The 13,413-nt window shown below is 66.3% G+C and carries 11 protein-coding genes and 1 tRNA gene; 7 read left to right on the top strand and 5 right to left on the bottom strand.

Annotated elements, in window-relative coordinates:
• Positions 1 to 95 precede the first annotated feature (95 nt).
• A complete protein-coding gene (locus ABIC35_RS17220) occupies positions 96 to 2,888 on the bottom strand; it encodes a TonB-dependent receptor (protein WP_354278529.1) in 2,793 nt (930 codons plus the stop codon).
• A gap of 177 nt (positions 2,889 to 3,065) precedes the next feature.
• On the opposite strand from ABIC35_RS17220, the gene ABIC35_RS17215 reads away from it, so the two are divergent.
• The 3 genes from ABIC35_RS17215 to ABIC35_RS17205 all read left to right on the top strand — a co-directional run bounded on the left by ABIC35_RS17215 (position 3,066) and on the right by ABIC35_RS17205 (position 6,682).
• Positions 3,066 to 3,773, top strand: a complete 708-nt coding sequence (locus tag ABIC35_RS17215; protein ID WP_121076579.1) for a FadR/GntR family transcriptional regulator — start codon at positions 3,066 to 3,068, stop codon at positions 3,771 to 3,773.
• Between the two features lie 63 nt (positions 3,774 to 3,836).
• Positions 3,837 to 5,204, top strand: coding sequence for a glycoside hydrolase family 27 protein (locus ABIC35_RS17210; RefSeq protein WP_121076576.1), 1,368 nt, complete (start codon positions 3,837 to 3,839; stop codon positions 5,202 to 5,204).
• A complete protein-coding gene (locus tag ABIC35_RS17205) occupies positions 5,201 to 6,682 on the top strand; it encodes a glycoside hydrolase (RefSeq protein WP_121076575.1) in 1,482 nt (493 codons plus the stop codon). Before ABIC35_RS17210 ends, ABIC35_RS17205 begins: the two co-directional genes overlap by 4 nt.
• 230 nt (positions 6,683 to 6,912) lie before the next feature.
• Here the strand turns inward: ABIC35_RS17205 and tig are convergent, their stop codons facing one another.
• Positions 6,913 to 8,538: a trigger factor gene (gene tig, locus ABIC35_RS17200; RefSeq protein ID WP_121076572.1), complete on the bottom strand. Its 1,626-nt coding sequence runs from the start codon at positions 8,536 to 8,538 to the stop codon at positions 6,913 to 6,915.
• A 57-nt stretch (positions 8,539 to 8,595) separates the two neighbouring features.
• Positions 8,596 to 8,680, bottom strand: a tRNA-Leu gene (locus ABIC35_RS17195).
• 112 nt (positions 8,681 to 8,792) lie between these two features.
• Here ABIC35_RS17195 and ABIC35_RS17190 point away from each other — a divergent pair.
• The 3 genes from ABIC35_RS17190 to ABIC35_RS17180 all read left to right on the top strand — a co-directional run bounded on the left by ABIC35_RS17190 (position 8,793) and on the right by ABIC35_RS17180 (position 9,980).
• Positions 8,793 to 8,975: a hypothetical protein gene (locus tag ABIC35_RS17190; RefSeq protein WP_121076569.1), complete on the top strand. Its 183-nt coding sequence runs from the start codon at positions 8,793 to 8,795 to the stop codon at positions 8,973 to 8,975.
• Between the two features lie 16 nt (positions 8,976 to 8,991).
• Positions 8,992 to 9,180 (top strand): hypothetical protein, encoded by a 189-nt coding sequence (locus ABIC35_RS17185; RefSeq protein ID WP_121076566.1) that lies wholly within the window; start codon positions 8,992 to 8,994, stop codon positions 9,178 to 9,180.
• Positions 9,181 to 9,260: 80 nt separating this feature from the next.
• Positions 9,261 to 9,980, top strand: a complete 720-nt coding sequence (locus ABIC35_RS17180; protein WP_183049367.1) for a Crp/Fnr family transcriptional regulator — start codon at positions 9,261 to 9,263, stop codon at positions 9,978 to 9,980.
• A gap of 6 nt (positions 9,981 to 9,986) precedes the next feature.
• Here the strand turns inward: ABIC35_RS17180 and ABIC35_RS17175 are convergent, their stop codons facing one another.
• Both ABIC35_RS17175 and gatB read right to left on the bottom strand, forming a co-directional pair.
• The gene (locus ABIC35_RS17175) at positions 9,987 to 10,604 is read right to left on the bottom strand and encodes a peptidylprolyl isomerase (protein WP_121076560.1); all 618 of its coding nucleotides are present in this window, start codon (positions 10,602 to 10,604) and stop codon (positions 9,987 to 9,989) included.
• Positions 10,605 to 10,617: 13 nt separating this feature from the next.
• Entirely contained in the window at positions 10,618 to 12,129 is a 1,512-nt protein-coding gene (gatB, locus tag ABIC35_RS17170; protein ID WP_121076557.1) for an Asp-tRNA(Asn)/Glu-tRNA(Gln) amidotransferase subunit GatB, read from the bottom strand.
• Positions 12,130 to 12,384: 255 nt separating this feature from the next.
• On the opposite strand from gatB, the gene ABIC35_RS17165 reads away from it, so the two are divergent.
• Positions 12,385 to 13,344 (top strand): glycosyltransferase family 2 protein, encoded by a 960-nt coding sequence (locus tag ABIC35_RS17165; RefSeq protein ID WP_121076554.1) that lies wholly within the window; start codon positions 12,385 to 12,387, stop codon positions 13,342 to 13,344.
• Positions 13,345 to 13,413: the final 69 nt, after the last annotated feature.

Genomic DNA, 13,413 nt, shown 5'->3' with positions numbered 1-13,413 from the left:
GCCGCCCGTTGAACGTCCAAAGGTGGAAAGCCGTCACCCTGCGCCATGCTCCGATAGACGAAAGCCGGAGCAGTCGCCTGCCCCGGCCCACACGGTCAATAGGTCGCGCGCAGCGACAGGCCGAAGCGCCGGTCGTTGAGCTCGTAGCGCAGCGGCGCGGCGGGCGTGCCGATATAGATCCGGTTCATCCGGTTGTTGAGGTTCACCACGTCCGCCGAGATGGCCACCTGCTTGGTCAGGTTCACGCTGACCGAGGCATCGAGCGAGGCATAGGGCGCGGCATATTGCGGGATGCCGTTGGCACCGCTCCCCTGGGTCTGGTCGAGATAGCTCGACCGCCAGGTCCACGCGACGCGCGCGGTGACCGGGCCCTTCTCGTACAGGCCGACGATATTGTAGCTGTGCTTCGACAGCTTCTCGAGCGGCAGCTGCGTCGGCGCATTCGACCCCGCCACGGCGAAGGGGTTGGACACGCTGGAGTCGACATAGGTGTAGTTGGCCTGCAGGCCGAGCCCGCTCAGCGGCCCGGGCAGGAAGTCGAAGAACTGGTTATAGCCGATCTCCGCACCCTTCACCGTGCCGTTGCCGGAATTGACCTGGGTGCTAATGTCGTAGGTCACGCCGTTATACACGCCGGGGACGATGCCGCCGGCCAGGAAGCCGTTGACCTTCTTGTAGAACAGGCCGCCGGTGAGCGAGCCGCTCGGCGCGAAGTACCATTCCGCGGTCACGTCGAAATTGTCCGAGCGGATCGGGTTGAGCAGCGGGTTGCCCGAGCTCGCGCTGGGGTGGCCGGTGACCGGGTTGATCTGGTTCGGGTTGTTCAGCGTCAGGTTGGTCGAGAGCTGGTCGAAGTTCGGGCGCGCCAGGCCCTTCGAATAGGCAAAGCGCATCTGGAACGTGTCGGTCAGCTTGGCGCGGAGGTTAAAGCTCGGCAGCGCCTTGGTATATTCCTTGCTCACGCTGATAGGCGCCGAGGTGCCGTCATTGTTGAACTGGGTGCCGATCGAGGTCGCCTTGGTCTTCACCACCCGCACGCCGACGCCGCCGTCAAACGCGATGCCGCCCAGCTCGAAGCCGTAATCGGCGATGGCCCAGCCGGTATAGGTCTTTTCGGTCTGGCTGTTGAGGTCGCCGGGCTTGAAGCTGTCCTGCGTCTGCGCGCCGAGCAGCGCATAGAGCGCCTTGGTCTGCGCCCATACGCCGTCGCCCGCCGGGAAGGCCGGATAGAGGATGCCACCCTTCACGCTGTTGCCGTCGAACCAGTTTTTGGACGGCCCCGGCATCGAGAGCTGCGGGTTCTTGCTGAGCGGCACCAGCGGGGTGCCGGCCGGCGCACCGCAGTTCGGATCGGCGCCGAGCGACGTGATGCAGGCGGCGTGCCAGGTGCCGCGCAGATCGATGCTGTTGTCGGCATAGCGGGCGCCCGCGCGCAGCTTCTTCAGCAGGCCGCCATCGACGTCATATTCGATGTCGCCGGCAAAGGCCCAGGTGTCGGCATCGTTCCGCTGGAGCGAGTCCGCGATATAGGGCGTGGTGTAATTGGCCGGGTTGTTGAGGACGCCCTGCTCCGTCACGTCCCAGCGCGGATATTTGCCGCGCAGGTCGAAATCGACGGTCAGCGGATGCGGCGTGGTCAGCGAGGTCTGGCCGGACTGGGTGTAGAGCGACAGCACATGGCCGTTGCGATCGGCGTTGTAGTAGGACGTCAGATACTGCGCATCGAGATTGACCTTGAGCCGATCGGTAGGCTTCCACGCCGCGTTGAGCGTGAAGTTCTTGCTCGCGCTCCACAGCTGCTGGTCATAGCGGCCGGTCTCGAACGCGATCGGCGACAGCGTGCCGCTGGTCGCATAGCCTTCGCTGTTGAAGGTGAAGGCAGCCCCCGGCGCCGGCGCGGTACCGTAGCTGGTGACGTTGCCATTGCTGTCGCGCACGTTCGAGCGGTTGCTCAGGTCGTAAAAATAGGCGCCGGTACGGTTGAACCAATATTTGGTGACCTGCCCCTGCGCGGTGATCAGCAGCGCATCGCTCGGCTTCCACTGGATCGCGCCGGCGACACCCAAGCGCTTGCGGTCGCCGCTATCGTCGTAGATTTCGGGGCCATAGGGGATCTGCGCATTGGCCGGAGCCCCCGCGATCGAGCCGGGCGCGACCGTGTCGAACGGGCCGATCAGCAGGCCGTCCTGGCGATAGCGGCTCTTCGAATAGACCGCGTTGATCAGCACGCCGATCTCGCCCTCGCCCGCCTGGAAGCGATTGCTGTACAGGCCCGACACGGCATAGCCCGGCTTGTCGATGCGATCGTAGTAATTGCCGCGGATCGTGGCGCTGATCACCTGGCCGGGCGAATCGAACGGCTTGCGGGTACGCAGGTTCACAGCACCGCCGACGCCGCCCTCGATGATATTGGCCGGCGCGTTCTTGTACACGTCGATGCCCGAAAGCAGTTCGGGCGGCACGCCTTCGAGGTCGAACGCGCGCCCGCCCGAGGCCGAATAGACCGCGCGGCCGTCGAGGAAATTCTGCACCTGGGTGAGACCGCGCACGGTGATCGCCGGCTGGGTGCGGTGGTCGAAATCGGTGGCGCCTTCGCCATAGCGGCGCTGGATCTGCACGCCGGTGATGCGCTGCAGCGCTTCGGTGGTGTTGGCATCGGGCAGCTTGCCGATGTCCTGCGCCTGCACCGAGTCAACGATCTGATCGGCGTTGCGCTTCAGCGCCGCGGCCGAGCGCAGGCTCTCGCGCACGCCGGTGACGACGATGTCGTCTCCGCCGCCGGCCGCGGACGCGCCGTCCTGCTGGGCAAAGGCGGGCGCGATGCCGCCGGCAACCGCGAACGCCAGGGCCGAAACGCCGAGCAACGAAGTACGATGGTGCAATTTCACAGCAAACCTCCCCAAATCCGCTGGCCCGGAAAGCCGCGTCTCCGCGCGGTGGTGGCCAGTTGTCCGACAACATATCCTGTCGTATTTGTAAGACAAGTGCTTTTCGTAGGGTGTGATTGGGGCTGGCGTATGGGCCCAACTGGTCCCAAAATCGCCACACAACACGGGGGCAAACCATTGACGGAACAGCGAAAGCGCCATCCAGCGCACCAATCGATTGCACACGAGATCGGGGTCGCGATCGCGACCGGCCGCTATCCGCCCGGTGCGATTCTGCCGGGCGAGCTCGACCTTGCCGAATCGCGCGGCGTGTCGCGCAGCGTCGTACGCGAGGCGCTGCGCATGCTCGCCGCCAAGGGGCTGATCGAAAGCCGCCCCAAGGCCGGTACCCGCGTGCGCGCGCGCGCCGACTGGAACCTGCTCGATCCCGACCTTCTCGCCTGGATGTTCGAAGGCGAGCCGCCGATGGCGTTCGTCGAAAGTTTGTTTCAACTCCGCATGATCGTCGAACCCGCCGCCGCCGAGCTCGCCGCCCGCTCGCGCTCGACGCGCCATATCGGCCGGCTCGGCCATGCGATGGAGGTGATGGAAGAAGCGGGTCTGTCGAGCCCCGAAGGCCAGGCCGCCGACCAGCAGTTCCACAACATCATCCTAGAGGCGACCGGCAACGATCTGCTGATCAGCCTGTCCGGCAGCATCGGGGCCGCGGTACGCTCGACGACGCTGTTCAAGCATCGCAAGGCGAAGCAGCTGCGCGATTCGATCCCACTCCATCGCGACCTCTTCACGGCAATCACCGAGGGTAATCCGGCGGCCGCGCGCGCCGCGACGATCACGCTGATTCTTCAGGCGCAGGAGGATACGGAATCGTCGCTGCAAGGCTGAGCACCTGGCGTTGACGCCATCTTCACGTCATTTATAGTCAGACAAAACCGTAGGGAGTGGCCGATGTCTGACACGATCGCACGAATCGGGGGGATCGGCCGACGCGGCGTGCTGAAGGGGGCCGCACTCGTCGGCGGCCTTGCGGCAACGCCCCACGCGCGCGCCGCGACGAAGGCCCCTATGCTCGCCCCTACCCCGCCGATGGGCTGGAACAGCTGGAACAGCTTTGCTACGACGATCACCGAGGCGCAGGCGCTGGAAACCGCAGCAATCCAGGCGCGCGAGCTGCTGCCCTTCGGCTACGATGTCTTCACCATCGACATTCAGTGGTACGAGCCCGAGGCGAACAGCTACACCTACAACGCCAAGCCGGTGCCGACGCTGGACGGGCACGGCCGGCTGCTTCCCGCCCCCAACCGCTTCCCCTCCGCTGCGAACGGCAAGGGCTTCACGGCCATCGCCGCCAAGATCCATGCGCTCGGCATGAAGTTCGGCGTCCACCTGATGCGCGGCATCCCCCGTCTGGCGGTGGAGCGCAACCTGCCGGTGCTCGGGACGAACGGCGTCCGCGCGGCCGACATTGCGGACACGTCAAGCATCTGTCCCTGGAACCCGGACATGTACGGCGTCGACATGCGCAAGCCCGGCGCCCAGGCCTATTATGACAGTGTCTTCGCGCTGCTCGCATCCTGGGGCGTCGACTTCGTCAAGATGGACGACATGAGCCGCCCCTATGACGCGCATGCCCCTGAAATCGAGGCCGCGGCCAAGGCGATCCGGGCGAGCGGTCGCCCGATCCTGCTGAGCCTCTCGCCGGGGGAGACCCCGGTGCCGCGCGCCGACCACGTCGCCCGGCACGCGCAGATGTGGCGAATCTCCGACGACTTCTGGGACGACTGGAAGATGCTGGAGGCGCAGTTCACCCGGCTCGAGAATTGGAGCCCCCACACCCGCCCCGGCGCCTGGCCCGATGCCGACATGCTGCCGCTTGGCCGCCTCGCGCTCGGCCAGCGCGACACCAAATTCACGCCCGACGAGCAGCGGACGCTGATGACGCTCTGGTCGATCGCGCGTTCGCCGCTGATCATGGGCGGCGACCTGCGCCATCTCGATGCGCCCACCCGCGCGCTGCTCACCAACCGCCAGGTGCTCGCCGTCAACCAGGCGAGCAGCGACAACCGCCCTTGGTTCGTCGCCGACGATCGCCGCGTCTGGACCGCCCGTGCGGCCACGGGTGGCCATTATGTCGCGCTGTTCAATACCGGCGACAAGCCCGGCGAGGCGGCGTTCGACCTGCGGCTGCTGGGCCTGTCGGGCACGGTGCAGGTCCGCAACCTCTGGGAGGGCAAGGACGAAGGGCCGAGCCCGCTCCGCCTCGCCCGCGCGTTGCCGCCCCATGGTGCCGCCCTCTACCGAGTACGCCCCGCATGATCCAGACGCTCGCCCTGTCGCTGCTGCTCGCAGCCTCCCCCGCCGCGCTTGCCCAGACCAGCGCCCCGCCCCCCGCGGCCGAGCCGGCTGTAACGTTGACGCTGCGCCCCGATCTCCAGCGGCCCGGCCAGCCCTTCGAAGGCTGGGGCACGGCGCTCGCCTGGTTCGCGCACGTTACCGGCGGCTATCCCGATCCGGTGCGCGAGAAGCTCGCCGACCTGTTCTACGGCCCCCAGGGGCTCGGCTGGACGATCGCGCGCTACAATATCGGCGGCGGCGACGCGCCCGAGACGGCGCCCTATCTCCGCCCCGGCGCCGATGTTCCCGGCTTCTGGCGCCGCCCGGCCGGCGCGACCGGCACGGACTGGTGGAACCCCGCCGATCCGGCGATGTGGAACTGGTCGGCCGACGCCAACCAGCGCTGGTGGCTGGATGCGATCAAGCGCCGCGTGAAAGCGCCGATCTTCGAGGCATTCTCCAACTCGCCACCCTGGTTCATGACCGTCAGCGGCAAGGTTTCGGGCGCCGAGAAGGGCACCGACGACAATCTCCGCCCCGGCCAGGAGGCACGCTTCGCCGAATATCTGGCGATCGTGGTGGACAAGCTGCAACAGGCGCACGGCATCACCTTCCGTACCCTGTCGCCGGTCAACGAGCCGAACACCGACTACTGGTTCGCCGCCAACACCCAGGAAGGCGCGCATTGGAGCCCCGCGCGCCAGGCGCAGATGATTGACGCATCGGACCGCGCGCTCAAGGCGCATGGGCTGAGGGCGGTGATCGCCGCGCCCGACGAAACCAACTCCCACCTCTTCGTGCGTGACTGGGAGGGCTATCCGGCGGCGACGCGCGCTCGGATCGGCCAGCTCAACGTCCATAGCTATGGCACCGTCCACCAGACCGCGGTGCGCGACATCGCCCGCGCACACGGCATCCGCCTGTGGATGAGCGAGAACGACACCCCGCTCGACAAGGATCCGGAGAGCTTCGACGGCACGGCCAGCCCACTCGCCTTTGCCGAGCATGTCGTCCACGATCTCAAGCGGCTCGAGCCGGTCGCCTGGGTGTTCTGGCAGGCGGTGGAGCGGCAGAGCAGCGACAAAGGCGACGGAAGCGCCGGCGGCAGCAACTGGGGCATCGTCAAGATGGCCTACACGCCGGCGAGCGCCGAGCATCCGATCCACGTGACACGCAAATACTGGGCAATGGCGCAGTTCAGCCGCTATATTCGGCCGGGCTATCGCCTGGTGCCGGTGGACGATGCAGACACGGTCGGCGCGGTGTCGTCGGACGGCAAGCGGCTGGTGCTGGTCCACGTCAATGGCGGCGTGGTGCCGCGGCGGCTGACGATCGGCACACCCGGGGCAAAGGTGGTGGAGCGGATCGTCACCGATGCCACGCGTGATGCGGCGGCAGTGTCGGCCGAAGCGCTGGCGGAGCCCAAGGGGATCACCACGCTGGTCGTCGCCTTGCGCTGAAGCCTACTCCTGCGGCCGAAGCCTGCGCTCCCCTCCCGCCTGCGGTAGGGGACGGGGGAGGGTGAGAGCTGGAGGCGATGGCGAGCGGTGAAGAAGCAAGGCTGAACATCACCGGCACACCGCGAGCATCTCGCCCGCTTCCCTTGCACACCCTCCCCTAGCCCCTCCCACAAGCGAAAGGGGAATTAGAAAGCGAAAGGGCCGGAACTTTCGTTCCGGCCCTTCTCAAATCACTCGGCGTCGGCCTTCTTCTTGGCCGCTGCCTTTTTCGGCTTCGGCGCGGCTTCCTCGCCTTCGCCTTCGGCCGCCTTCGGCGCCTTCTTGGTCGCCGCCTTCTTCACCGGCTCGGCCTCTACGAGCGCGTCGCCCTCGGCGGCCGGAGCCTCCTCGGCCTTGGCCTTCTTCGCAGCCGGCTTCTTGGCAGGCTTCTCTTCACCGGCCTCGTCCGAAGCCTCGGCCTTCTTGCCGGCCTTCTTCTTCGGCTTGTGGTTGTCGTGGTCGTGGACGTGGGTGCCCGAGGAGAAGCCGTCGTCGCTCTCGATCGCGGCTTCCAGCTCTTCCTTGGTCACTTCGCGGTCGGTGATCTCGGCCTTGTCGAACAGGAAGTCGACGACCTTGTCCTCGAACAGCGGTGCGCGCAGCTGGGCAGCCGCCATCGGCTCCTGCTGGACATACTGGATGAAGCGCTGGCGATCCTGCGGGCCGTACTGCTGCGCGGCTTGGGCGATCAGGCGGTTCATTTCCTGCGCGGTCACTTCGACGCCGTTGGCGGTACCGATCTCGCTGAGCAGCAGGCCCAAGCGCACGCGGCGCTCGGCGATCGCGCGGTACTCGTCGCGCTCGTTCTCGAGCTCGGCGAGCGCTGCGGCCGGATCTTCCTCATGCTCGGTCTCGTGAACGAGCTGGTGCCAGATCTGGTCGAACTCTGCTTCCACCATCGACGGCGGGACCGGGAAGTCGTGGCCGGCGGCGAGCTGGTCGAGCAGCTTGCGCTTCATGTGGGTGCGGGTCAGGCCGTTGAGCTGCTGCTCGATCTGGCCCTTCAGAAGGCCGGTCAGCTGCTCCAGGTCCTGGAGGCCGAACGCCTTCGCCATGTCGTCGTCGATCTTGGTCTCACCGGCGGTCTGCACGGCGGTGATCTTGACGTCGAAGGTCGCGGCCTTGCCGGCCAGATCCTTGGCGCCGTAATCTTCCGGGAAGGTGACGTTGAGCTGCTTCTCGTCGCCAACCTTCACGCCTTCGAGCTGCTCCTCGAAACCAGGGATCAGGCGGCCCGAGCCGAGCTCGACAGCCATGCCCTCGCCGGTGCCGCCCTCGAAGGCGACGCCGTCGACCTTGCCGGCGAAGTCCATGACGACCTGGTCACCCGTGGTCGCGGCATGGCCCTCGGCTGCATCGTCCCAGCGCTTCTGCTGGTCGGCGAGCTGCTTCAGCTGCTCCTGCACTTCCGAATCCTGCACCGGCACCGTCAGGCGCTCGAGCTTCAGGCCTTCGATCGACGGCGTCGGAACGTCCGGGAGCACTTCCAGCTCGACCTTCACTTCCGCGTCGCCGCCAACGGAATATTCGCCCTCCAGGCTCACCGACGGCTGCATCGCCGGGCGCAGCTTGTGGTCGGCGATCAGCTTCTGAATGCCTTCCTGGATCGAGCTGTTGAGCGCGTCCTGGGTGAGCGCCTCGCCGTGCATCTTGCGGACCAGGTTGATCGGCACCTTGCCGGGACGGAAACCGGGCATGCGAATCTGCGGAGCGACCCGCTTGACCTCGGCATCGACCTTCGAGTCGATGTCCGCGGCGGTGATCTTCAGCGTGAAGGCGCGCTTCAGGCCCTCGTTCAACGTCTCGACAGTCTGCATTCTCACGCTTTCTAAAAGAATCGGAATTGCGGTGTACCACACATCAGCCGCGAGGACTGGTGCGGGCGAAGGGAGTCGAACCCCCACATCTTTCGATACTGGAACCTAAATCCAGCGCGTCTACCAGTTCCGCCACGCCCGCAGGGGACACCGCCGGTCGGCGGGCTCTATAGCAGTCATGGGGTTCGGGGCAAGTACGAAGCAACGATTGGGTGTCGCAAGGCGTTGGGGCTGAAACGAACAGGAGATGTCCCATGCCGGTAGAGCCCCCCATCCAGCCTACCACGCCGCCGCCCGAAGCACCGGCGCCCAACCCCGGCCAGCCGGGCGGCCCGCCGCCGGAGATCAATCCGCCCGGGCCCGATATCGACGTGCCTGCGCCGGACACCACGCCAAGCATCGATCCCGGCATCACCCCCGGCCAGCCGGTCGCCTGAACCAGGAGAAGCTCCCATGCCGAACATCACCAACGATAATGACGATCCGCGTTCGGACATCCAGCAGGCGGTGGAAGCCCGCTCCGACGCCGCCGACGCAGCGGCCAAGGAGGGCATGCCGCTCACCAAGGCGGTGCCGCTGGGCGCTGGCGGCGAGAATGGCGCCGACGGGGTCGTGAAGAACCAGGACCTCAACCAGCAATAACCCCCCCCTAAACTGCGATGGCAGCGGCCCGACCTCGGACGCGGTAGAGCCGCTGCCGCCTGCTGGAGATGATTGTCGCGATGATCGAACGCCACCTGCTCAAGCTCCGACTGCGCGACACGATCGATGCGGCCGAAGAGGCTGCGCTGCGCGGGTCGGTCGTGGATACCGTCACCCATGCCGCCGGCCGCACGATCGTGCGTGCGGGCGAGGAGCTGAACTATTCCACCCTGCTGCTCGACGGGCTGATCGGCCGGTACAAGGATCTCAAGAACGGCCAACGCCAGATCACCCATGTCCATGTCGCGGGTGACTTCGCCGATCTGCACGGCTTCACGCTCAAGCGACTCGACCATTCGCTGCTCGCGCTGACGCCCTGCACGATCGCGCGCGCATCCCACACGCGATTGCGCGAGATCACCGAGACGCTGCCGCACCTCACCAGGATCATGTGGTTTTCGACCAATGTCGATGCGGCAATCCACCGCGAATGGGAGGTTTCGCTCGGCCGCCGCTCGGCGATCCAGCGCGCCGCCCACTTCTTCTGCGAGCTGCACGTGCGGCTCGGCGCGGTGGGGCTAGCCGAGGAGGACGGCTATCGCCTAGCGATCAGCCAAGCCGAACTCGCCGAATGCCTGGGCCTTACGCCGGTGCATGTGAACCGCGTACTGCGCGAGTTGCGCGAACGGTCGCTGATGGAGTTCCGCAACGGCCGCGTTGCCTTCCAGGACCTGCCCGGCCTCAAACGGCTCGCCGAATTCGATCCGGGCTATCTCTACCTGGACCGCCACCCGCTCTGAGGCGGATCAGCCCGCGATGCGGCGGGCCGAGACGATCTTGACCGGCACCTCGGGCACCTCGCCCTTGAAGCTGCCGCTCAGCGTCTTGGTCGGCGAGGTCGGTGCATCGAGGATCTTGAGCAGCACGTCCTTGCCCTCGATCACCCGCCCGAATGCCGCATAGCCGAGGTTGTCGCCGGGCTTGCTCGGATCGGCATCGAAGGAGGGCTGGTCGCCGACCATGATGGTGAACTCGCCGCGCGCGGTGCCCGGCGCCAGCCGCGGCAGCGAGAGCGTGCCGTCGAGATGCTTGATGCCGGTTTCGGTGGTCGGCTCGTGCTTGATCGGCGGGAACATCTTGGCAGGCGCGTTCTGGATGCCGAACTGGACGAAGCCGAACTTCTCCGCCGGCTTGACCGTGCGGTAGAACACCACGCCGTCGAGGCGTTTGGTATCGACATAGCGCAGGAAGTTGCGCGCGGAGACCGGCGCCTTGTCGAGATAGACCTCGACGACCATCGGCCCGGCGCTGGTCTCGATAGCGACCTTGGGATTGGCGGGCGGGGATGCCGGCGTCGGCGCGGTCTGCGCCGAAGCGGTTAACGGAGCCAAGCACAGGGCAAAGACGACCAGTCGACGCAACATCCCCTCGCCTCCCTTAGCTCAGCGCCTTCTTGAGCAGCTCGTTGACCACCGCCGGGTTGGCCTTGCCGGCCATCGCCTTCATCGTCTGGCCGACGAAGAAGCCGAACAGCGCTTCCTTGCCGGCGCGATACTGCTCCAGCTGGTTCGGGTTCTTGGCCAAAACCTCCGCGATCACCGCCTCGATCGCGCCGGTGTCGCTGGTCTGCTTCATGCCGCGCTCTTCGACGATCTTGCCCGGTGCATCGCCGGTCTCCAGCATGATCTCGAACACCTGCTTGCCCAGCGTGTTGGAGATCGTCCCGTCGGCGATCAGCGAGAGCAGCTCGGCGCCCGCTTCGGGGCTGACCGGGCTTTCCTCGATGCCCTTGCCGAGGCGATTGAGCGCCCCGTACAGGTCCGAGAGCAGCCAGTTGGCCGCGGAACGCGCGACTTCCTGCTCGCCCTTCTTCTGGATCCGCGCACTCTCGGCGAGCAGCGCCTCGAACCAGCGCGCCGTCTCCGCCTCGGCGGTCAGCACCGCGGCGTTGTACGGAGTCAGGCCCAGCGACTCCTCGTAGCGGCGGCGCTTGGCGTCGGGCAGCTCGGGCAGGCTCTGGCGGCACTCCTCGAGGAAACTGTCGTCGAGCTCGAGCGGCAGCAGGTCGGGATCGGGGAAGTAGCGATAGTCGTGCGCGTCTTCCTTCGAGCGCATCGAGCGGGTCTCGGCACGATCCGGATCGAACAGGCGGGTTTCCTGGACGATGCGGCCGCCGCTCTCCAGCACCTCTACCTGGCGGCGTGCCTCGACCTCGATCGCCTGCATCACGAAGCGGACCGAGTTGACGTTCTTGGTCTCGGTGCGCGTGCCGAACGGCTCGCCGGGCTTGCGGACCGAGACGTTGACGTCGGCGCGCATCGAGCCCTGGTCCATGTTGCCGTCGCAGCTGCCAACATAGCGCAGGATCGCGCGCAGCTTGGAGAGATACGCTCCCGCCTCGGCCGGCGAGCGCATGTCCGGCTTCGACACGATCTCCATCAGCGCCACGCCGGCGCGGTTGAGGTCGACGTACGAGCGGTTCGGATGCTGGTCGTGGATCAGCTTGCCGGCATCCTGCTCGACATGGATGCGCTCGACGCCGATCGTCTTCACCTCGGCCTCGGGATCCTTGTCGTCGAGGCTGATCGTGACTTCGCCCTCGCCCACCAGCGGGTGGAAGAGCTGGCTGATCTGATAGCCCTGCGGCAGATCGGCGTAGAAATAATTCTTGCGATCAAAGCGCGACCATTTGTTGATCACCGCGCCGATCGCCATGCCGGTGCGCACCGCCTGGCGGATGCACTCGCGGTTGGGCGTGGGGAGCATGCCGGGCATCGCCGCGTCGATCAGGCTCACCTGGCTGTTCGGGTCCGCGCCGAACGCCGTCGCCGCGCCCGAGAACAGCTTGGCGTTCGACGTCACCTGCGCATGGACTTCGAGGCCGATCACGACCTCCCATTCGCCGGTCTCGCCCTGGATTCGGTAGCTCGATGCAGTCTTGGTCGCCATGTGCTCTTCACAAGGTAATGGGAATATGCGTGCCTGTGCCTATCGCGCGTCGCGGCGTTCAGGTCCAGCGGGCAATTGGAACCGCAGTGCGGCAACGGCGTTTGGCGGCGACATCGCCGCCAGCTTTGCGGCAGTTCTGCGGTGGGACGAACGGTGCCCGGAAGCGGTTTGTTCGGCATTGCACAACGAAGCTCGATCCACTACCCAACCCGACAATATCTGGATTCTGGCATGCTAAATATCGGGGGTAGCTTCATGTCGCCGCAAGACACCACGGGCGCCGGACGTTTCGCCGGGCTGAAAATCGCCGTGTTGCTTCCTTGTTACAACGAAGAAGTCGCGATCGGCAGGACTGTCGCAGCCTTCAAGGCCGCGCTGCCGGAAGCGACCGTCTATGTATATGACAACAATAGCCGCGACCGGACTTGCGAAGTCGCGGCCGAGGCCGGCGCGATCGTTCGCCAGGAACGCATGCAGGGCAAGGGCAACGTCGTCCGCCGCATGTTCGCCGATGTCGAGGCGGACGTCTACGTCCTCTCCGACGGCGACCTCACCTATGACGCCGATGCGGCCCCCGAACTGGTCGACCGCCTGATCGACGAGCAGCTCGACATGGTCGTCGGCGCGCGCAAGTCGGAAATCGAGCTCGCCTACCGCCGCGGCCACCGCTTCGGCAACGCGATGCTGACCGGCATGCTGGCCCAGCTGTTCGGCCGCAGCTTTACCGACATCCTCTCGGGCTATCGCGTCTTCTCGCGGCGCTTCGTCAAGAGCTTCCCGGTGCTGTCGGCCGGCTTCGAGATCGAAACCGAAATCAGCATTCACGCGCTCGAACTGCGCATGCCGGTATCCGAGATCGTCACCAACTATGCCGCGCGCCCGGAAGGTTCGACCTCGAAGCTTTCCACTTACCGCGACGGCTGGCGGATTCTGCGCACGATCGTGAACCTGTTCCGCATCGAGCGTCCGGTGCTGTTCTTCGGTATCCTTGGCGGTATCGCGCTGCTGCTGGCGATCATCCTGGCGATCCCGCTGGCGATCACCTACGCCCAGACCGGCCTGGTGCCGCGCTTCCCGACCGCGGTGCTCGTCACCGGCCTGTCGATCGTCGGCCTGCTGAACGTCTTCACCGGCCTCATCCTCGATACCGTGGTGCGCGGACGTCGCGAAATCCGGCGTCTTGCCTATCTGGGCGTGCCTGCGCCACGCGCCTGAAACACTCCCGTTCCGGGTGAGCGAAGGCGCGCCCGGAACGGAAATTTGGATGCAACGCCGGTGCTGAAC

This window comes from Sphingomonas trueperi (genome assembly GCF_040545965.1).
Lineage (GTDB): Bacteria > Pseudomonadota > Alphaproteobacteria > Sphingomonadales > Sphingomonadaceae > Sphingomonas > Sphingomonas trueperi_C.
This window is presented reverse-complemented; position numbering and strand designations above follow the sequence as displayed.